Origin of the sequence: Streptomyces sp. 4N124 (assembly GCF_052245395.1) — a bacterium.
GTDB lineage: Bacteria > Actinomycetota > Actinomycetes > Streptomycetales > Streptomycetaceae > Streptomyces.
In genome coordinates, this window is record NZ_JBQQBS010000011.1 from 133,887 (window position 1) to 153,660 (window position 19,774).

Consider the following 19,774-nt stretch of genomic DNA (forward strand, 5'->3'; position numbering starts at 1 on the left):
GCTCAGCCCCTCTGCGGGACGACCTGGAAGTACACCGCGGTCATCACGAAGTTGGTCACGAACAGCAACATGAAGGTGATCACCACCGACTGGTTCACCGCGTCGCCCACACCCTTCGGGCCGCCCTTCGCGGTGAGTCCCTTGTACGAGGCGACGATCGCGGCGATCGCGCCGAACACGAGCGCCTTGAACTCGGCCGCCCACAGGTCGGACAGCTGGGCGAGGGTGGTGAACGAGGCGAGATACGCGCCCGGTGTGCCGTCCTGGAGGACGACGTTGAAGAAGTAGCCGCCCGCCACCCCGACCACCGACACCAGGCCGTTGAGCAGCACCGCCACCACCATCGAGGCCAGCACGCGCGGCACGACCAGCCGGTGGATGGGGTCGATGCCCAGCACCTGCATCGCGTCGATCTCCTCGCGGATCTTCCGCGCCCCGAGGTCCGCGCAGATCGCCGTGCCGCCGGCGCCCGCGATCAGCAGGGCGGTGACGATCGGCGATGCCTCACGCAGCACCGCCAGGACGGAGGCCGCGCCCGAGAAGGACTGGGCGCCCAACTGCCGGGTGAGGCTGCCGATCTGGAGGGCGATGACCGCGCCGAAGGGGATGGAGACGAGGGCGGTCGGCAGGATCGTGACGCTGGCGATGAACCAGGCCTGCTGGATGAACTCCCTTGTCTGGAACGGCCGTTTGGGGACGGTCCGTACGACGTCCAGAGCCATCGCGAACAGGCTGCCGGAGTGGCGCAGCGCGCCGACGGGGTTGAGGCTCATGCGTGCGCCACCTCCTCCTCCCGGCGCGCGATGGCCTGCCAGCGGGGCGGGCGGGGGATGCCCGGGCTGGGCAGCAGCCGGGGCGTGAGGTGCTCGGGGTCGGTGACCTCGCCGATCTGGGCCAGTTCCTGCTCGACCTGGGCGGCGTCCTTCTCCTCCGCCATGCCGATCGGCCCCTGCATCCGGCCGTTCAGGAACTGCCGTACGACCGGTTCGGCACTGGTCAGCAGACGGTCGCGGGGCCCGAACATCACCAGCTCGCGGCGGAACAGCAGCCCGATGTTGTCCGGGACCTGGCGGGCCGAGGCGATGTCGTGCGTGACGATGAGGAAGGTCGCGTCGATCTGGGCGTTGAGGTCGACGATCAGCTGGTTGAGATACGCGACGCGCACCGGATCGAGCCCCGAGTCCGGCTCGTCGAACAGGATGATCTCCGGGTCGAGGACGAGCGCCCGGGCCAGTCCGGCCCGTTTGCGCATACCGCCGGAGATCTCGCCGGGCAGCTTCTCCTCGGCGCCGATCAGACCGACCATGTCCATCTTCTCGAGGACGATCCGCCGGATCTCGCTCTCCGGCTTGCGGGTGTGCTCGCGCAGCGGGAAGGCGATGTTGTCGTACAGGTTCATCGACCCGAACAGCGCGCCGTCCTGGAACAGCACGCCGAAGAGCTTCCGCACCTCGTACAGGTCGTGCTCACGCAGTGTGGTGATGTCCCGGCCCTGGACCGTGATCGACCCGCGCTCCGGCTTGAGCAGTCCGACGAGCGTCTTGAGGAACACCGACTTGCCCGTGCCCGAGGGGCCGAGCATGACCGAGACCTCCCCGGCGGGCAGCGTCAGTGAGACGTCCTGCCAGATGACCTGGTGACCGAAGGACTTGGTCAGCCCTTCCACACAGATCTCGACACCCATCCGGTTCACCCTTCAGCCGTGGAGCAGCTCTGACATCTGCTCTACGGGGAGGGGCGGGGCGTCCGTCGCGGCGGACGCGAATTTTTTTTCGGACGGGCTGAGCGGGGGCTATGGCAGCGCGTCGACCGGGGTGGTGGGGGCGGAGGGCACGGCTGGCGTGTCCGGAGCCTCGGGGGTGGCGGGGAGGGCGGGAGTGCTCGGTGCGGCTCGCGGCAGGTCACGCACGTCCGGGACGTCCGAGACACTCGGGAGTTCCGGCACGTCGGGCACGTCCGGCACCTCGGGAGCGGGAAGGTCCGGTGCCGCGGAGATGTCCGGCAGGGGCGGCACGGACAGCGGCAGCAGCGCCCGGTCGCCCGGGGTCCGCCTCGCCTCCGGGGCGGCGGCGGTCGAGGCGTCCGGGGCCTCGCGCCCGCCCGGAGCCGTCGCCCGGCCCTCGTCGTCCGGCTGCTGCCATGCCTCCGGCACGGGGGAGACGGCGCCCCGAGGCGCCGCCCCCTGTCCGTCCCAGTCGTCGGCGTACGGCAGCACAAAGCCGGCCACGGCCAGCGTCGCCGCCGTCGAGGCCGCCGCCAGGGCCTGGGCATGACTCGCCCGCGGCCTGCCCCGGCCCCAAAGGAACAGCGCGAGGCCGAGCGTGCCGGCCAGCGAGTTGCGCAGCGTCCGGCGGGCCCGGGCCAGCAGCGACTCGACCGTCCGATAGCTCAGGCCCATCCGCACGGCGACCTGGCTCACGTCCAGGTCCTCCGACTTCAGCCGGATCGCCTCCGCCTGGCGCGCGGGCAGCTCTCCGCTGCGCACGGCCAGCCATCTGGCCTCGGCCCGGTCGCACACCGCTTCCTCGACCGGCACCGGTCCGGGAGCGATCAGCGTTGGGCTGGTGCGCACCTCGGCCTCCCGGCTGACCTGCCGGTAACGGTCGATACACAGCCGTATCGTCACCGTGGTCAGCCAGGCGGCGAGCCGCTCGTCGTCCAGGTCGGGGCGTTCCGCCGCGCGCAGCATCGCCTCGTGCACGGCGTCCTCGGCGTCCTCCAGGGACATCGACCTGCGGCGGGCCACCTTGAGCAGGTGCTCACGGTGCGTCCACATGCGCTCCCAGCGGTCGTGGGCCGCCTGTATCTCCGCGGGCATGTCCATCGCCATGAGGGCCCCTTCGCGCTCACCCGCCGGCCACGTGCGTCCGGCGGGGCGCGACATTACCGTCCGGTAGCGGCGGTTGTGGAGGGGGTGGCGTCCAACGAGTTCGCATCGTTGCCGGGCAGCGGAGCCGTGCTGGGCAGCACGTCGGCGGCGGGCAGGCCGACTCCGGTGTCCGGGAGGGGGAGTGAGGGCCGCGGTGACGGTTCGGTGGACGGGGTGCCGGGCGTCGGCCGCGGGGCGGTCGGGGGCGCGGATCGGGACGGGGACGGCGCAGGGGATGCGACGCCCGACGGGCGGGCGCTCGGCGGGGGCGTCTGCTCGCTCCGCACCGGCTCCGGGCTCGGATCGCCGGCCGCAGAGGCGTCCGGCACCACCCGGTGCCCTGCCAGGAAGTACGCGAACCAGGCCCGGACCGTCCGCAGATACGCCGTCGAGTGGTTGTAGCCGAGGATCGCCGCGTCCAGGTCGCCGGGCACGGACAGGTCGCGTCCGCCCGCGCACAGGTAACGCCCGGCGGCGAGCGCGGCGTCGTAGACGTTGTGCGGGTCGGCCCGCCCGTCGCCGTTGCCGTCCGTGCCCCAGACCGCCCAGGTCGACGGGATGAACTGCATCGGGCCCACCGCGCGGTCGTACCCGGTGTCCCCGTCGTACGCCCCGCCGTCACTGTCCCGGATGAGGGCGAAGCGGACGCCGTCCAGCCGCGGGCCGAGGATCGGCGTGAGGGTCGTACCGTCCGCGGCCACCCGGCCGCCGCCCGCCTGACCCGACTCCACCTGGCCGATGGCGGCCAGCAGCTGCCACCGCAGCCCGCAGCCCGGTGCGGAGTGGTGCAGCCGCTGCTCGGCCCGCCGGTAGGCGGCGAACACGCTCGTGGGCAGCGCGCCGCCCACGACCGGTGCCGCGCCCTGCCGCTCCCGGGTCCGCAGCGGCGGCAGCTCGGTGCGGTACGGGGTGTCCCCGGAGACGCTCGGCCCGCGCCCTACGACGGCCCGCTCGTCCGGTGCGGCGGCCCGCGCTTCGCTCACCCCCGGCGCCTGGGACGCGGTCAGCGCCGCCATCGCCGCCGCCGCGACCGCCGTACCCCTGACGCCTCTGCCCCTGCGCCCAGCCATCTCGTGGTCCCCTCCCTGTCGGCCCCCGTCGTCTGCTCTACGTGGCAGGGCGGAGGGTCCGTCGCGGGGATCCCGTGACCGTGAGGGCTGCCCGAAAATCCGTGCCGCGCGTTAGGTTGTGCGCGTGCGATTGAGAGTGGAGTTCACGACCGAGCCCTTCGACCTGGACGAGGCACCCGCGCACGCGCTGGTGGCCCGCGAGGTCATCGAGGCCGCGGAGCTGGACGCGGTGGACGTCGGGCCGTTCGGCAACACGGCGGAAGGCCCCGCCGATGCCGTGCTCACCGCCGTGGACGCGCTGCTGCGCAAGACCTTGGAGTCGGGTGCCACCCGGGTCTCGCTCCAGGTCAACGTGATCGGGGAGGGCGAGCGGTGAGTGAGGACGAGCCCTTCATCACGGCCGTGAAGCCGCTGGTCGACGCCATGGGCGGCATGATGCTCCCGCCCGACGAGGCCGGCCCCGACGACGTCGTGCTCTCCTGGGACGGCGCCGATGTCGTCGCCGTGCGGCTGCCGCAGCTGGCCGACTCCCTCGATCACATCCTGGCCGCCATGGAGCGCAAGCAGGGCAAGCCGCTGGCCGACCTGGACCGCAAGGCCAAGCAGGAGGTCGTACGGATACTGGAGGCGCGCGGCGCCTTCTCCGTACGGCACGGCGTCGAGACCGTGGCGGGTGCGCTCGGCGTCAGCCGGTTCACCGTCTACAACTACCTGAACCGCGAGAAGGGGGCCTGAGCGCGAGGCTCAGGGATCGAGGGTCGCTCCGCCGGGCTTTGTTACCCGGAATTTTCAACAAAGTGTTGACGTCGTGTTTCGAAGGGCGTTAGCTAGCGGCAGCCCGCTCAAGCACGCAAGGCCGGTTACGGCCACGGAGGCTCCCGTGACTTCGACTTCCACGCCCCCGGGCCTGGCCCGGTTCAACGCCCTGGAGGAGCACGCGGCGTTCGCCGCACTGCACGAGGCCTGCGCCGCCACCGCCTGGGCCCGGCGACTGCTCGCCGCCCGCCCGTACGCCACCCCCGGGGACCTCTACGCCGCCAGCGATGCCGCGATGGCCGAGCTGACCGCCGTAGACCTCGAAGAGGCGATGGCCGGGCACCCGCCGATCGGGCGCCCCAAGCCGGGCGATCCGACCTCGGCCCGGGAGCAGCGCGGCATGGCCGGTGCCTCCGAGGGACTCAAGGCGGAGATGCTGGAACTGAACCTGGCCTACCAGGAGAAGTTCGGCCATGTCTTCCTGATCTGCGCGACCGGCCGGACCGGCGAGCAGATGCGGGACGCGGTCAAGGAGCGGATCGGGAACTCGCCGGAGCAGGAGCGGGAGATCGTCCGCACCGAGCTGGGGAAGATCAACCGTATCCGGCTCGCCCGACTCGTCGAAGAAGACTGAAGAGGAAGTCTGACGCCATGAGCACCAGCACCACCGCCTCCGTGTCCACGCACATCCTGGACACCAGCGTCGGCCGCCCCGCCGAGGGCGTCGCCGTCCAGCTCGCGGCCCGGTCGGGTCGTGACGCGGACTGGCAGGCGCTCGGCGGCTCCGCGACCGACGCGGACGGCCGGTGCAAGGACCTCCCGGCGCTGCCGGCGGGGACCACACACGTACGGCTCGACTTCGCGGTGGAGCCGTATTTCGAGAAGAAGCAAGCCGATGCGCAGCAGGACGCCCCCGCGAATCGGGACAGCGGTGCCGTGTTCTTCCCTGAGGTGGCGATCACCTTCGCCGTGCGGCCCGGGGAGCACTACCACGTGCCGCTGCTGCTCAACCCGTTCGGCTACTCCGTTTACCGAGGGAGCTAGCAGACAATGCCCACGATTCTCGGCCAGAACCAGTACGGGAAAGCAGAGAACCGCGTCGTAAAGATCACGCGGGACGGCGCCACCCACCACATCAAGGACCTGAACGTCTCGGTCGCGCTCTCCGGCGACATGGACGAGGTCCACTACTCCGGCTCCAACGCCAACTGCCTGCCGACCGACACCACCAAGAACACGGTGTACGCGTTCGCCAAGGAGCACGGCATCGAATCCGCCGAGCAGTTCGGCATTCACCTCGCCCGCCACTTCGTCACCTCGCAGGAGCCGATCCACCGCGCCCGGATCCGTATCGAGGAATACGCCTGGGAGCGGATCGAGAGCTCGGACGCCAACTCCCAGTTCATCGGCGCCGACGAGGTCAAGCACTCGTTCGTACGGAAGGGCCAGGAGACCCGGCTGACCCAGATCACGTACGACGGCTCGCAGTGGGAGATCGTCTCCGGCCTCAAGGACCTCGTCGTGATGAACTCGACGAACTCCGAATTCTGGGGCTACGTCAAGGACAAGTACACGACGCTCCCGGAGGCGTACGACCGCATTCTGGCCACCCAGGTCTCCGGCCGCTGGCGGTTCAACTGGTCCGACGACGAGCAGAAGATGCCCAACTGGGAGAAGTCCTACGAGCAGACCAAGAAGCACATGCTCCAGGCCTTCGCCGAGACGTACTCGCTCTCGCTCCAGCAGACCCTGTACCAAATGGGTTCGCGGATCATCAACAACCGCAGTGAGATCGACGAGGTCCGTTTCTCGCTTCCGAACAAGCACCACTTCCTGGTGGACCTGGAGCCGTTCGGGCTGAAGAACGACAACGAGGTGTACTTCGCCGCCGACCGCCCGTACGGGCTGATCGAGGCCACCATCCTGCGGGACGGCTGCGAGGCGAGGATCCCGGTCGATCTCAGCAACCTCTGATCAACTCCATATCCTCGGCACCCGCGGCCGGTGAGTTTCCTTACCGGCCGCGGTACTCAAATTCCCCAGGGTCCTGCCGTGCCCTCTCCCTGTGAGTCCACTGAGCGAAAAGGACGCATCATGGCAGCAGCCCAGCGCATCGTCATCGAGAACTGTTCGATCGCGACGGTCGACGCCACCGACACCGAGTACGCCACGGGGTACCTGGTCGTCGCCGGCAATCGCATCGAGTCGCTCGGCCCGGGCAGGGCTCCCGAGGGCCTGGAGAACGTCGTACGCCGTATCGACGCCACCGGCCACCTGGTGACCCCCGGTCTGGTCAACACCCACCACCACTTCTACCAGTGGATCACCCGGGGCCTGGCCACCGACCACAACCTCTTCAACTGGCTCGTCGCGCTGTACCCGACCTGGGCGCGCATCGACGAGCCGATGGTGTACTCGGCGGCGCAGGGGTCGCTGGCGATGATGGCGCGCGGCGGTGTCACCACCGCCATGGACCACCACTACGTCTTCCCGAAGGGCTCCGGCGACCTGTCCGGCGCGATCATCCGCGCCGCCCGCGAGATGGGCGTCCGCTTCACCCTCGCCCGCGGCTCGATGGACCGCAGCGAGAAGGACGGCGGGCTGCCGCCGGACTTCGCCGTCGAGACCTTGGACGGTGCGCTCGCCGCGACCGAGGCGACCGTGAAGGAGCACCACGACGCGTCCTTCGACGCGATGACCCAGGTGGCTGTGGCTCCTTGCTCGCCCTTCTCGGTTTCGACCGAACTGCTCCGCGACGGCGCCCAGTTGGCCCGCCGACTCGGCGTACGGCTGCACACGCACGGATCGGAGACGGTCGAGGAGGAGCAGTTCTGCAAGGAGCTGTTCGGCATGGGCCCGACCGACTACTTCGAGTCCACTGGCTGGCTCGGTGAGGATGTGTGGATGGCGCACTGCGTCCACATGAACGACTCCGACATCGCCGCGTTCGCCCGTACGAAGACCGGTGTCGCCCACTGTCCCTCGTCCAACGCCCGGCTCGCGGCCGGTATCGCCCGCGTCCCCGACATGCTCGCCGCCGGCGTCCCGGTCGGCCTCGGCGTCGACGGCACGGCGTCCAACGAGTCCGGCGAACTCCACACGGAACTGCGCAACGCGCTCCTCATCAACCGGCTCGGCGCGCACCGGGAAGCGGCGCTGAACGCCCGGCAGGCGCTGCGCCTCGGCACGTACGGCGGCGCCCAAGTCCTCGGCCGCGGCGCCGAGATCGGCTCCCTGGAGCCGGGCAAGCTGGCCGACCTGGTGCTGTGGAAGCTGGACACCCTGGCCCACGCCTCGATCGCCGATCCGGTGACGGCGCTGGTCTTCGGGGCGGCGGCTCCGGTCACCGCGTCGTTCGTGAATGGGCGTCAGGTCGTGGAGGACGGGCGGTTGCTGCACGTCGATGAGGACGCCATCGCTCGGTCGACGCGGCAGGAAGCGCAGCGGTTGGCGCGGATCGCTCCGCGGGATGGCCGTGTTGGGCCGTAGCTCGTCTGCTGGTCTGTTGTGGCTGGTCGCGCAGTTCCCCGCGCCCCTTTCGGGGCGCTGCAGAACCGGCTACCTCACCCCAGGGCCGTTTACGGCTACTTGATCTCCGGTCGGGAGGGACGGCTCCCGGTCGGTAGCCGGGGACCCCACCAGGGTCCGCGGCGGCCGTCGCCGGGGCGTGCATGGACGTGCGCGCCCCGGAACGGTCTCCGTCCCTCTCTCCAAACGGTCCCGCACGACCGCGCATCACCTCCTTGAAACCCACGTCAGAGCCGACGTGCTGTCAACCGACCGGAGGAGCCGCCCGTGTCCGCCCACCCCGTCGACGAAAAACTCCCCGCCGCCAAGATGGCGACGACCGGCCTGCAACATGTGGCCGCGATGTACGCGGGAGTCGTCGCCCCACCTCTGATCATCGGCGCGGCCATCGGCCTCTCCGGCACCGAACTGACCTTCCTCACCGGCGCCTGCCTGTTCACCGCGGGCCTCGCCACGTTCCTCCAGACCATCGGCGTCTGGAAGATCGGCGCCCGGCTGCCGTTCGTCAACGGCGTCACCTTCGCCGGTGTCGCCCCCATGACCGCGATCGTCGCCTCCACCGAGGACAAGTCCGACGCGCTGCCGATCATCTTCGGCGCGGTGATCGTGGCGGGGCTCCTCGGCTTCATCGCGGCCCCCTTCTTCAGCAAGGCGGTGCGCTTCTTCCCGCCGGTCGTCACGGGGACGGTGATCACGCTCATAGGTGTGTCACTGCTGCCGGTGGCCTTCGGCTGGGCGCAGGGTCCCGACCCCGCCGCGGACGACTACGGCTCGACGACCTACCTGGGCCTGGCGGCGGCAACGCTCGTGATCGTGCTGCTCCTGCGCCGCTTCACCCGCGGCTTCGTCAAGCAGATCGCCGTCCTGCTCGGCCTGGTCGTGGGCACGCTCGTCGCGATCCCGTTCGGGGCCACGGACTTCAGTCCCGTGGCGGACGCGGCCGTCATCGGCTTCCCGACGCCGTTCCACTTCGGCGCCCCGCAGTTCCAGGTCGCCGCGATCGTGTCGATGTGCGTGGTGATGGTGGTCTCGATGACCGAATCGACCGCCGACATGCTGGCGTTGGGCGAGATCGTCGAGCGCCCCGCCGACGAGCAGACCATCGCGGCGGGCCTGCGCGCCGACACCCTCGGCTCGGCGCTCAGCCCTCTCTTCAACGGCTTCATGTGCAGTGCCTTCGCTCAGAACATCGGCCTGGTCGCGATGACGAGGATCCGCAGTAGGTACGTCGTCGCCACCGGCGGCGGATTCCTGGTGCTGATGGGCCTGTGCCCGGTGGCCGCCTCGCTGATCGCCGTCGTACCGCGCCCGGTGCTCGGCGGCGCGGGCGTCGTCCTGTTCGGCTCGGTCGCCGCGAGCGGCATCCAGACGCTGGTGAAGGCGGGCCTGGAGAAGGACAGCAACGTCCTGATCGTGGCCGTCTCCCTGGCCGTCGGCATCATCCCGATCACCGCGCCGGAGTTCTACCACGCCTTCCCGGAGACGGCGAAGATCGTCCTGGACTCGGGCATCTCCACGGGCTGTGTGGCCGCGGTGGTCCTGAACCTCCTCTTCAACCACCTCGGCAGGCCCCGCCGGGCCGACGACGAGCCCATGCTCACTCGGGACCTGGCCACGCCATGAGGTTCGCGAGCAGTTCGGCCTGCTCGATCGCGTCGTCGAGCGCATGGTGGGTGTGCCGGCGCTTCGACAGCAGCTCGCGCGGCATCGTGCCCTTGGCCACCGCCCGCAGCGGGAGCCCCGCCTTCGTCGCGAACAGCGTCTTCATGTCCAGGCAGCCCGAGTGCCCGAAGGGACTCACCCCGGTGAAGCGGATCAGGTACCAGTACAGGAACGTCCAGTCGTACGACGCCGGGTAGCCGCACATCACCGGCTGGGCGCCGGCGCTGACCTCGCGGACCCAGTCGGTGAACTCACCCAGTGCGACGGCTGGTTCCGCGCCTTCGCGGGCCAGCCGCTCCCGGTCGAGGCCGCTGACGGCCAGCGCCTCGGACACGAAGTCGTCGCTGATCGGGCGCAGTTCGCGGTAGAAGGTGTGCTGGTCCGGGTCGGCCGCCGTGAAACGGTCGGCGTCCTGCGTTCCGGCGACGGCGGCGCCCAGGCTCAGCATCGAGTACGGTCCCGGGATCGGGCCGTCCGCCTCGATGTCGACGGAGATGTAGCGGCTGGGCTTGACGCGTCGTGCTGACATGAGACCGGAGCATCGCAGGCGGGAGCCGTACACCGCATCCGAATTCAGGAGCGGGGGCCTGCCTGGCAGGGGGTGGCCGCGGGCAGTCGGCCGGTGAAGTACGAGCGGGGCGGGACGCCCATCAGGGCACGGAAGTCGGACGTCATGTGCGACTGGTCGTAGTAGCCGGTGGCGGCGGCGAGTTCGGCCCAGGGCGCGGTCGTGGCGTGGGCGAGGACCGCGCGTACGCGGTTGATGCGGGCGTAGTGCTTGGGGGACAGGCCCACGCCCTCCGAGAAGAGGTTGCGCAACTGACGCTCGCTGACCGCCAGTTCGCGGGCGACCTCGCCGACCTGCCCCGGTACGTGACCGATCCGCACCGACATCGCGTCGACTCCGGCGCGTACCAGCTCGGCGCGGGCGCGGTCGGCCGTGGCGGTCAACCGCTCCGGCAGCACGTCACCCAGGTGAGCCACTGTCTCATCTGGAGCCAACCACCGTAGTTCATCGACCAGTTGACGAGCCGTACTGCTCGGCAGGGCGCCCAGCGGCACGACCTTCCCCACCAACGCGGCCGCCGGGATGCCCAGCAGGGGGCGGGCCGCGCCGGGTGCGAGGCGCATCTCCACGCAGGAGGCGAGGATCTTGCCTTCGTGGTAGGAGGCCCGTACCCGTGGGCCGATGGCGAGGACGTCGTGGCGCCCGGTCACTCCCACGCGTACGACGACCTTTGTGACCGCGTCCGGGAGCTGGACGAACGCCTCCTCGGGCGGGCCGACGGCGGACACGGTGCTGATCCCGGCGATCCAGGGACGCAGGGCCTCGGGCACGGGAAGGGCCTGCTCGGCACGGGCGTTCGTCACCCCTTCACCGTAGACGAGCCGCATGCCCCGGAGGCCAGGCGAACCGTGCCGGAATTTCCAAGAGTCCGGGGCCCTGCCCGGTTCACTGTGGGGACATGATCCTTGTGACCGGTGCCACGGGCACCATCGGCAGTGAAGTCGTACGACAGCTCGCCGCGCGCGGCGCGAAGGTACGCGCCCTGACCCGGGAACCGGCGAAGGCCCGCGTGCCCGAGGGAGTGGAGGTGGTGCGCGGGGACTACCTCGACCCGGGTTCTCTGGAAGGCGCGATGTCGGGGGTGACGGCCGCGTTCCTGCTGGGCGCACCCGGTCCGGACTCGCGGCACGACCAGGACCTGGTGGCGGCGGCACGTGCGGCGGGTGTGCACCGGTTGGTGAAGCTCTCCGCGATCGGGACGGGTGACCCCGATGTCGGTCCGTCCGGCGACTGGCACGTGCCCGGTGAGCAGGCCGTGCGGGACAGCGGCACCGAGTGGACGATCCTGCGGCCCTCGTCGTTCGCCTCGAACACGCTGAGCTGGGTGCCTGCCGTCAAGGAGGGCAAGCCGGTGCCGAACATGACCGGTGACGGGCTGTCGGGGGTGATCGATCCGCAGGACGTGGGCGAGGTCGCGGCACGGGTGCTCGTCGACGGTGGGCACGCGGGGCGGACGTACACCCTGACCGGGCCGGAGGCGATCAGCGTCCCCGGGCAGGCCGCCACACTCGCTTCTGTCCTCGGCCGGCCGATCGCCACGCAGGATCTCTCGCCGGACGAGACGCGCGACCACCTGCTCACTGTGTGGGGCTTCGACGAGGCGCAGGCGGCGGGCGGCGTGGCCGGCACCGCCTTCGTTCGCGCGGGCGGCAACGCGGTCGTCACGGAGGACGTTCCGGAGTTGCTGGGGAAGCCTGCCCGGACGTACCGGGAGTGGGCGCAGGACCACAGGCAGGCGTTCGCCTGACATCGGGAGCTCCCTTCCGGGACGGCGGGTACCCGGCCTGTCCGCCGCCCCGTCCGGGCGCCCGGGTCAGGAGCGCCGCTCACGCAGGACGACCGCGGTCAGCACCAGCGCCCCCGCCGCGATCACCGTCGCCACCTGGAACGCCAGCTGATACCCCTCCGCCGTGGCCGTCACCACCTCCGTGCCCCGGTCGAGCAGGCCCTCGGTGCGGCTCGCCGCCAGGACCGAGAGCACGGCCAGACCCAGCGAACCGCCCACCACCTGCGTGGTGTTGAAGAGCCCGGACGCCAGTCCCGCGTCCTCCTCCCGCGCCCCCGACATGGCGAGCCCCGTCAGCGCGGGCATCGCGGCGGCGAAGCCGGTGGCGAGCAGGAGGAGCGGCGGGAGTACGTCCGTGAGGTACGAGCCGTCCACGGGGGCGCGGCTCAGCAGGGCCATGCCCGCGACGATGAGCGCCAGCCCGGTCAGCAGGACCCGGTACGCCCCGTAGCGGCCGACGGTCCGCGCGGACAGTCCCAGCATCAGTACGCCGATCGCGACCGGTGCCGGCAGGAAGGCCGTGCCGGTGGCCAACTCGCCGTAGCCGAGGACCCGTTGGACGTAGAGGGCGCCGATGAACTGGAAGCCGTACATCGTCGCGATCATCAGGATCTGGACGGCGTTCGCGCCGCTCAGCAGGCGGGAGGCGAAGAGGCGCAGCCGGAGCAGGGGGCGGGCGGCGCGGGCCTGGCGGAGCGTGAACGCCGCGAACAGGGTGAGGGCGAGTGCGGCCAGGAGCAGGGTGGTGGTCAGGTCGCGGTCGCCGGAGCCGACGATGACGTACACCGTGAGCATCAGCGCGCCGGTGACCAGCGCCGCTCCCGGATAGTCGGCGCCCCGGTCCAGCCCCTCGCCCCGGTCCGGCGCCAGGACGCGCAGCGCCGCCAGCCATGCGGCCACGCCGATCGGCAGGTTGATCAGGAAGATCCAGTGCCAGCCGAGGGCCTGCGTCAGCGCCCCGCCGAGGAACGTGCCGAGCGCGCCGCCCGCCGCGCCGACCGCGCTGAACACCGCGATCGCGCGGGCCTGTTCACGCGGCTCCGGGAACAGCGCGACCAGCATGCCGAGGACGACCGCCGAGGTCATGGCCCCGCCCACCCCCTGCAGGGCACGCGCCGCGATCAGCATGCCCTGGCTGCCGGCGACCCCGCACAGCACCGAGGCCGCCGTGAACACCGCGAGCCCCGCGGCGAACATCCGCTTGCGACCCATCAGGTCACCGAGCCGGCCGGCCAGCAGCAACAGGCCGCCGAACGGAATCAGATAGGCGTTGACGACCCAGGCGAGACCCGGACCGCTGAAGCCCAGGTCGCTCTGGATCGCCGGCATCGCGACCGTGACGATATTGCCGTCGAGGATCGTCATCAGCGTCCCGGCGCACAGCACGACGAGGGACGCCCAGCGGGAGTACGTTCGGTGTGGCGCGTGGGTGGGGCGCTCGGTCAGGGACGACATGGCGTTCCGGCCTCCGTGTTCTCCGTGAGTCTCCATGGATCTCCGTGCGACCCATAGGTGCACGACTTGTAACGGGGAACATCGTGGGTGACCATGGAGGTGGGGGTAAGGAGGCAGTTCGATGTCCCAGAGGAACACCGGTGTTACCGTCCAGGTCGTGAACGCGCACGCGTGCCCGGTCCGCGAAGTTCTTGACAGGGTGGCGGGCAAATGGAGCGTCCAGATCCTGGTCGCCGCAGCGCACGGCCCGATCCGCTTCACCGAGTTGGAGCGCAGCATCGAGGGCATCAGCCGCCGCATGCTGACCCTGACGCTGCGCAACCTGGAGCGCGACGGCCTCGTCACCCGCACGGTGCACCCGACGGTGCCGCCCAAGGTGGAGTACGAACTCACGGCGGTTGCCCACGAGTTGCACGAGACGCTGCAACAGCTGACCGACTGGGCCGAGCGCAATCGTGTCTATATCGCCGAGTCCCGCGCGGCCTACGACACCGAGCACCGGCCGGAGTTGACGGACGCCTGAGGCCGACGGCGGCCCTGAGCGGCGGCGGGACGCGACCACCACAGCCGCCCAGGGCGCGAAGCCGCTGAGGTCAGCGGCTCGGTCAGAGACCGAACAGGCTCGGATCGGCGGCCAGTTCCTTGAACCGCTCGTGCGGTGCGGCGACCAGCTTGCGGGCCGTGAGGTCCAGCAGCCCGCCGACGGCCGTGATCTCGGCGGCCACCGTGCCGTCGGTCTTGCGGATGGTCTGTTCGATGCGGAAGGTCTTCCCCTCACCCCAGGCGAAGGAGCAGGTCACCTCGACCTCGTCGCCCGCGACCAGCTCCCGCTGGTAACGGATGGTGGTCTCCAATGCGACCGGCCCCACGCCCTGGGAGATGAGGCCGGTCTGAGTGATTCCGGCCGCCTTCAGCAGCGACCAGCGGGCGTGCTCCGCGTAGTTGACGTACACGGCCTGATTGAGGTGACCCTGCACATCGGTCTCGTACCCGCGGACGGTCACCCGGACGGAAAACGGCTCGCTCACGGTTTTCCCTTCACGTACTCGGCATCACGTAATCGATGTTCTGATCGACCGATCTTGGCATGCCCACCGTCCTCTTCACGCCCGGCGCGGGGACGCCAGCAGATACCGGACCCTCGTGCGCGGCTCGGTGTACTCGCCGGCCTGCCAGCCCGCCTTCTCCAGCGTCGCCGCGCAGGCGCGCAGCGCGTCGACGTCCGGCTCGTACACGGCGACGGCCTCCGGCTGCGGGGTCGCGATCACGCGGTAACCGGGGGAGTCCAGCCCGGCGGGGCGATGCCCGGCCGCCTCCAGGGCGAGGGCGGCGGCCTGCACCAGATGGCCGCGTTCCCAGCCGCACGGCCGGTCGGTGGCGCCGTCCGGGTTGGTCATCCGGCGCAGCTCGAGCAGCCCCTGCCAGGCGCTGTGCACTTCACGGACCCGGGAGGTTCCCGTTTCCGGCACGTCCTCCTCGCCGCCGACGCGGGCGGCGAAGACCCCGGCCGCCGCCGAGGGTGTCCGGACGGTCGACTCCGGAGCGGCCTCGGGTACCTCCTCCCGTATCCGATGCCCCGCCGGTGTCAGAAAGTGATCGTGCGGAGGCCGCGGATGCCGGAAGGCGAGCCCCCGCTTCACCAGCGCCTCCAACTGCGCCTCCGTGCCCCTGAGCCGCCCGGTCACCGGATCGGCGGCGTCGATGACACGCCGCTGCGCGGCGCTCGGCGGTCGTGTCATGACGTACTCCCTTCCAGCGCTCTCCCCACCGCTTCGAAGGCTACGACCCGGGTCTGACATTCCACCCCGCGATCACCGGCCGCCCGTGCTCCGCAGGACGGCGGCCGCGAAGCTGCGGAGGCTGGGAGACGCGGGGACCCGGGTCGTCCTGTGCGGCCGGCCGCCGGCGCGTGCCCGGTCGGCAGCAGTGTCTCGCCCTACGGCGGCAGCCACTCACGCTGGATCTCGACGGTGGTGACGCGGTCTCCCTGTGCCCGACCGGCAGAGGATCACCCGTGCCTCACAGGCCATGAGCCCACCGCTCCAGCCGCGCGAACTCGGCCCCCCGAAGCCCTCGGCGCGGGTCGATGCGCAGCAGCAGCGCGGGCCCGTCGTAGTGCTGGGCGACATGCCGTATGTCCAGATCGGTGACCATGTCGTCGACCCATACGAAAGGCCGCCCCGCCGCCCACTCCACCACCTGCCGCGTCTTCCAATACAGCCCGTCGGAGTCCTTGGCGAACAGGTTCGTGAACTCGATGACCGGCAGATCCCCCGGCAGCCCGATCACCGGCGCGATCATCTCGTTGGCCTCGTGCATCCAGGTCGTCGCCCAGGCCAGCTGGTACGGCAGCGCGAGCAGCCGCGCCCCATGCCCGGGATGCAGCCGCACCCGAAGCCCCCGCCGCAGCCGCCGCGACCCCGGCGCCTGCCGGGCCGACCAGTTCGCGGGATGCAGGCGACGTGTCACGTAGCCCCGGTGCCGGGTGAACACGGCGCGGTACGGGTTGAGGGGGCCGTCGACGTCGAGGAGCAGCAGGGGGCGGTCGTTCATGGGAGGCGACCTACCCGCGCGCTACTGCCGATACCCGCTCAGGAACCGCCCGATCCGCCCGATCGCCGCCTCCAGATCCTCCGCGTGCGGGAGGGTGAGGATGCGGAAGTGGTCGGGGGTGGGCCAGTTGAAGCCGGTGCCCTGGACCACCTGGATCTTCTCCCGGAGCAGCAGGTCGAGGACGAACTTCTCGTCGTCGTGGATCTTGTGGACGGACGGGTCGAGACGCGGGAAGGCGTACAGCGCGCCCTTCGGTTTCACGCACGACACACCCGGGATCTCGTTGAGCTTCTCCCAGGCCACGTCGCGCTGTTCGCGCAGGCGCCCGCCCGGCGTGGTGAGATCGCGGATGGACTGACGGCCGCCGAGCGCCGCCTGAATCGCGTACTGGGCGGGCGCGTTGGCGCACAACCGCATGGAGGCCAGCATGGTCAGGCCCTCCAGGTAGTTCCTCGCGTGCTGCTTCGGGCCGGTGATCACCAGCCAGCCGGAGCGGAAGCCCGCCACACGGTAGGTCTTCGACAGGCCGCAGAAGGTGAGGACGACCAGGTCGGGGGCGAGGGCCGCGGCCGAGTGGTGGACGGCGTCGTCGTACAGGATCTGGTCGTAGATCTCGTCGGCGAAGACCATCAGGCCGTGCCGGCGGGCGAGGTCGAGGATGCCCTCGATGATCTCCTTCGGGTAGACCGCGCCGGTGGGGTTGTTCGGGTTGATGATGACGACGGCCTTGGTGCGGTCGGTGATCTTCGCCGCCATGTCGTCCAGGTCCGGGTACCAGTCGGCCTGTTCGTCGCAGAGGTAGTGAACCGCCTTGCCTCCGGCGAGCGTTGTCACCGCCGTCCAGAGGGGGAAGTCGGGGGCGGGGATCAGGACCTCGTCGCCGTCCTCCACCAGCGCCTGTACGGCCATCGAGACCAGTTCGGACACGCCGTTGCCGAGGAAGACGTCGTCGACACCGACCTCCAGGCCGAGGGTCTGATAGCGCCCCGCCACGGCTCGGCGGGCGGAGAGGATGCCGCGCGAGTCGGTGTAGCCATGCGCCTGGGGGAGCATCCGGATCATGTCCTGGAGGATCTCCTCGGGCGCCTCGAAGCCGAAGAGCGCGGGGTTGCCGGTGTTGAGGCGCAGCACGCTGTGGCCCGCCTCCTCCAGCGCGTTGGCGTGCTCGATCACCGGACCGCGGATCTCGTAACAGACCTCGCTGAGCTTGCTCGACTGCCGGAACTCCATGCGCCCCTCCGGTATCTGGTGTTGCTTGGTTTTACCAAGTGTGAGCTTGGAAAGTCCAATGACACGTCTAGACTGCGTCGCATGTCACCTCGCCGAAGCTACGACCAGTACTGTTCCGCCGCCCGGGCGCTCGACCTCGTCGGCGACCGCTGGACCCTGCTGATCGTCCGGGAGCTGCTGGCCGGTCCTCGCCGCTACACCGACCTGCACGCGGATCTGCCGGGCGTCAGCACGGACGTACTCGCCTCGCGGCTGAAGGACATGGAGCGCGACGGGCTGACGACACGCCGGCGGCTGCCCCCGCCCGGAGCCGCGTACGTGTACGAACTCACCGGGCGGGGACGGCAGTTGCTGCCCGTGCTGCAAGCCCTGGGCACCTGGGGACAGGCCGAGCTGGGCGAGCGGCGGCCCACCGACGCCGTACGGGCGCACTGGTTCGCGCTGCCCCTGCTGCGGTCCCTCGAAGGCCAGGGAGTGGTCGAAGTCCGGCTGGAGGAGGGCGAGTTCCATGTGTACGTCGGTGCCGAGGAGGGGCCCGTCTACGGCGACGGGCCCGCGCCCGGGGAGCCCGACGCGCGGCTGGTCCTGGACGCCGGTACGTGGGAGGCGGTCGGGCGGGGCGAGTCGAGCCTGGCGGACGCGGTACGGGACGGTCGTATCACCGTGACCGGCGAGGGGACACTGGCCAAGGCGCTGCGGGAGGCATGAGAAGGGGCCCGCCGTTTGTGATTCGGCGGATCTCATTGATCAAAAGTGTCCCGCTCCAAAACGGCCTCCCACCGCAAGGGGTTGGGCAGTTCGGCCCACTGGTCCCCGGGCGTCCCGGGCGACAGCCGCATCAGCGTCAACGCCTTCGTGGGCAGCGGTTCCTCGAGCAGCGCGACGAGATCCGGGGTGCGCGGCAGATCCCGTACGGCCGTCTCCAGCGCCGCGCGCAACGCCGTACCCGAACCCGCCGTGCCCGCCAGCGCCCCGGCCACCAGCGAGCCGAACAGCTTGCGTCGCAGCGTCGTCTCGTCGTCCGTGACGACCCGACCGGTCAGCTCCGGCAGCGGGATGCCGTGCCGGGCCAGCCGGGCGGGGCTGATGCGGATGTCGGCGAGGTCGCGGTAGACCAGCCGCAGCGGTGCGCCCGTCGGGGACAGCACCACCAGGAGGTTCTGGCCGTGCGCCTCCAGGGCCACGCCCAGCTCCAGCAGGCGCAGGCCCACGGTGAGCGCCAGCCGTGCGAAGTCGGCCATCCAGGAGGGGGACAGAGGCAGCTCGGTGGTGGCGAGCGCGGCCACCGGCACGACCCGTTCGCCGTGCGCCTGGTCGCCGTACACCTGGGGTGACTCCCGCACCACGGCGGCCAGGTCGGGGGAGTGGGCGGTGATCGCGCCGATCGTGCGGGTGGTGTGCAGGAGGCCGTCCGTGCGCGCCGCCATCTGCTCGGCGAACGCCGACAGGATCGCCGATGCCGAGATCGACCACTGGGAGATGTCCCGCACCGAGGACGTCAGCCGGGTGCTCAGCGCGGTCTTGACGTGCGGGCCGCGGACGCCGGGCAGGGCGAGGGTGCGCAGGGACATCAGCGGATGCGCGACGGCGTCCAGGTCGAGGGGGCGCTTGAGGACGTGCTCCGCCTGCCAGGGATGCACCGGGATCAGCAGCCGCTCCCCGTCCCGCATGCGGGCCGGCCACTCGCCCGTCACCAGGCACTCCCGCGCCCCGACCGGAATCAGCCCCAGCCGCACATGTGAGCTGTGCTCGGGGCCGTACGCCAGCTGCTCGGCCACCGAAAAGCCGGGCCGGGAACGGCAGTTGGGGTGGAACGGATGCCCGTCGACCACCCGCTGCTCCCACTCCCAGTCACTGTCGGGCCACTCCTTCGGGTGGCCCTTCTGCCCGGCCCGGGACAGCGCCAACGACGCCACGCTGTGCGCGAGTTCGGAGGCGAAGTACGCCCCGTGCGGTACCGCGAGCCCCGTCATCAGCCGGGCCGGATCGTCGTACGACACCCCGTCGAGCCGTACGGCGGTGACGTACGCGGAGGTGGCGTACGGGTCGGCGACCGGGCCGTGCAGCCGCCGCCCGTCGGACAGCCGCAGCACACCCGGCCCGCGCTCGGCGATCCACGGCAGCGGCTCATGGGCCAGCGCCCGCCACAGCCGGGTCAGCACGGCCGCCCGCGCGCCGGGCAGCTCGGCCGTGTACCGCGACACGAGATCGGGGCGTACGACGGCCAGCTCGTCGGCGACCTCGGCCTCGACGGTGGGGGGACGATGCACAGGCGGGCTCCTAAGGTTGCAGGCAGG

At 70.9% G+C, this 19,774-nt stretch carries 22 protein-coding genes; 10 read left to right on the forward strand and 12 right to left on the reverse strand.

Annotated elements, in window-relative coordinates:
* Positions 1-2: 2 nt before the first annotated feature.
* From ACTWQO_RS14255 to ACTWQO_RS14270, 4 genes are all read right to left on the reverse strand, one after another.
* Positions 3-773, reverse strand: a complete 771-nt coding sequence (locus ACTWQO_RS14255; RefSeq protein ID WP_443237656.1) for an MlaE family ABC transporter permease — start codon at positions 771-773, stop codon at positions 3-5.
* On the reverse strand, positions 770-1,684 hold the full coding sequence (locus ACTWQO_RS14260) for an ABC transporter ATP-binding protein (protein WP_443237657.1): 915 nt from the start codon (positions 1,682-1,684) through the stop codon (positions 770-772). The genes ACTWQO_RS14255 and ACTWQO_RS14260 overlap by 4 nt, the downstream gene beginning before the upstream one ends.
* Before the next feature lie 108 nt (positions 1,685-1,792).
* On the reverse strand, positions 1,793-2,830 hold the full coding sequence (locus tag ACTWQO_RS14265; protein ID WP_443237658.1) for a sigma-70 family RNA polymerase sigma factor: 1,038 nt from the start codon (positions 2,828-2,830) through the stop codon (positions 1,793-1,795).
* 53 nt (positions 2,831-2,883) lie between these two features.
* Positions 2,884-3,939 carry a lytic transglycosylase domain-containing protein gene (locus ACTWQO_RS14270; protein ID WP_443237659.1) on the reverse strand — a complete coding sequence of 352 codons (1,056 nt, stop codon included), beginning with the start codon at positions 3,937-3,939 and terminating at the stop codon, positions 2,884-2,886.
* 124 nt (positions 3,940-4,063) lie between these two features.
* Here ACTWQO_RS14270 and ACTWQO_RS14275 point away from each other — a divergent pair, with 124 nt between their 5' ends.
* From ACTWQO_RS14275 to ACTWQO_RS14305, 7 genes are all read left to right on the forward strand, one after another.
* Entirely contained in the window at positions 4,064-4,315 is a 252-nt protein-coding gene (locus tag ACTWQO_RS14275) for a hypothetical protein (protein WP_301985392.1), read from the forward strand.
* Positions 4,316-4,362: 47 nt separating this feature from the next.
* Complete coding sequence (locus tag ACTWQO_RS14280; RefSeq protein ID WP_155060317.1) at positions 4,363-4,674, forward strand: helix-turn-helix domain-containing protein; 312 nt, start codon at positions 4,363-4,365, stop codon at positions 4,672-4,674.
* 145 nt (positions 4,675-4,819) lie between these two features.
* Positions 4,820-5,329 carry a 2-oxo-4-hydroxy-4-carboxy-5-ureidoimidazoline decarboxylase gene (uraD, locus tag ACTWQO_RS14285; protein ID WP_443237660.1) on the forward strand — a complete coding sequence of 170 codons (510 nt, stop codon included), beginning with the start codon at positions 4,820-4,822 and terminating at the stop codon, positions 5,327-5,329.
* Between the two features lie 17 nt (positions 5,330-5,346).
* Positions 5,347-5,739: a hydroxyisourate hydrolase gene (uraH, locus tag ACTWQO_RS14290; RefSeq protein ID WP_443237661.1), complete on the forward strand. Its 393-nt coding sequence runs from the start codon at positions 5,347-5,349 to the stop codon at positions 5,737-5,739.
* A gap of 6 nt (positions 5,740-5,745) precedes the next feature.
* The gene (gene pucL, locus ACTWQO_RS14295) at positions 5,746-6,669 is read left to right on the forward strand and encodes a factor-independent urate hydroxylase (protein WP_443237662.1); all 924 of its coding nucleotides are present in this window, start codon (positions 5,746-5,748) and stop codon (positions 6,667-6,669) included.
* Positions 6,670-6,789: 120 nt separating this feature from the next.
* Positions 6,790-8,184: an 8-oxoguanine deaminase gene (locus tag ACTWQO_RS14300; protein WP_443237663.1), complete on the forward strand. Its 1,395-nt coding sequence runs from the start codon at positions 6,790-6,792 to the stop codon at positions 8,182-8,184.
* Positions 8,185-8,490: 306 nt separating this feature from the next.
* The gene (locus ACTWQO_RS14305; RefSeq protein WP_443237664.1) at positions 8,491-9,846 is read left to right on the forward strand and encodes a nucleobase:cation symporter-2 family protein; all 1,356 of its coding nucleotides are present in this window, start codon (positions 8,491-8,493) and stop codon (positions 9,844-9,846) included.
* Here the strand turns inward: ACTWQO_RS14305 and ACTWQO_RS14310 are convergent.
* Positions 9,821-10,414 (reverse strand): 3'-5' exonuclease, encoded by a 594-nt coding sequence (locus ACTWQO_RS14310; RefSeq protein WP_443237665.1) that lies wholly within the window; start codon positions 10,412-10,414, stop codon positions 9,821-9,823. The two genes, ACTWQO_RS14305 and ACTWQO_RS14310, sit on opposite strands and share 26 nt — an antisense overlap.
* A gap of 44 nt (positions 10,415-10,458) precedes the next feature.
* Complete coding sequence (locus ACTWQO_RS14315; RefSeq protein WP_443237666.1) at positions 10,459-11,256, reverse strand: helix-turn-helix domain-containing protein; 798 nt, start codon at positions 11,254-11,256, stop codon at positions 10,459-10,461.
* A 95-nt stretch (positions 11,257-11,351) separates the two neighbouring features.
* Here ACTWQO_RS14315 and ACTWQO_RS14320 point away from each other — a divergent pair, with 95 nt between their 5' ends.
* A complete protein-coding gene (locus ACTWQO_RS14320) occupies positions 11,352-12,200 on the forward strand; it encodes an SDR family oxidoreductase (protein WP_443237667.1) in 849 nt (282 codons plus the stop codon).
* 66 nt (positions 12,201-12,266) lie between these two features.
* Here ACTWQO_RS14320 and ACTWQO_RS14325 read toward each other — a convergent pair whose 3' ends face one another.
* Positions 12,267-13,694 (reverse strand): MFS transporter, encoded by a 1,428-nt coding sequence (locus ACTWQO_RS14325; protein ID WP_443237668.1) that lies wholly within the window; start codon positions 13,692-13,694, stop codon positions 12,267-12,269.
* A gap of 121 nt (positions 13,695-13,815) precedes the next feature.
* Here ACTWQO_RS14325 and ACTWQO_RS14330 point away from each other — a divergent pair, with 121 nt between their 5' ends.
* Complete coding sequence (locus ACTWQO_RS14330) at positions 13,816-14,217, forward strand: winged helix-turn-helix transcriptional regulator (RefSeq protein ID WP_443237669.1); 402 nt, start codon at positions 13,816-13,818, stop codon at positions 14,215-14,217.
* A gap of 82 nt (positions 14,218-14,299) precedes the next feature.
* On the opposite strand, the gene ACTWQO_RS14335 is transcribed toward ACTWQO_RS14330, so the two are convergent.
* From ACTWQO_RS14335 to ACTWQO_RS14350, 4 genes are all read right to left on the reverse strand, one after another.
* On the reverse strand, positions 14,300-14,722 hold the full coding sequence (locus ACTWQO_RS14335; protein WP_443237670.1) for an acyl-CoA thioesterase: 423 nt from the start codon (positions 14,720-14,722) through the stop codon (positions 14,300-14,302).
* A 75-nt stretch (positions 14,723-14,797) separates the two neighbouring features.
* Entirely contained in the window at positions 14,798-15,433 is a 636-nt protein-coding gene (locus ACTWQO_RS14340) for a hypothetical protein (RefSeq protein ID WP_443237671.1), read from the reverse strand.
* A gap of 280 nt (positions 15,434-15,713) precedes the next feature.
* Entirely contained in the window at positions 15,714-16,247 is a 534-nt protein-coding gene (locus tag ACTWQO_RS14345) for an HAD domain-containing protein (protein WP_443237672.1), read from the reverse strand.
* A 21-nt stretch (positions 16,248-16,268) separates the two neighbouring features.
* Positions 16,269-17,477, reverse strand: coding sequence for a pyridoxal phosphate-dependent aminotransferase (locus ACTWQO_RS14350; protein WP_443237673.1), 1,209 nt, complete (start codon positions 17,475-17,477; stop codon positions 16,269-16,271).
* 81 nt (positions 17,478-17,558) lie between these two features.
* Here ACTWQO_RS14350 and ACTWQO_RS14355 point away from each other — a divergent pair, with 81 nt between their 5' ends.
* Positions 17,559-18,185: a winged helix-turn-helix transcriptional regulator gene (locus ACTWQO_RS14355; protein ID WP_443237674.1), complete on the forward strand. Its 627-nt coding sequence runs from the start codon at positions 17,559-17,561 to the stop codon at positions 18,183-18,185.
* A 32-nt stretch (positions 18,186-18,217) separates the two neighbouring features.
* On the opposite strand, the gene ACTWQO_RS14360 is transcribed toward ACTWQO_RS14355, so the two are convergent.
* Complete coding sequence (locus ACTWQO_RS14360; RefSeq protein ID WP_443237675.1) at positions 18,218-19,747, reverse strand: IucA/IucC family protein; 1,530 nt, start codon at positions 19,745-19,747, stop codon at positions 18,218-18,220.
* Positions 19,748-19,774 lie beyond the last annotated feature (27 nt).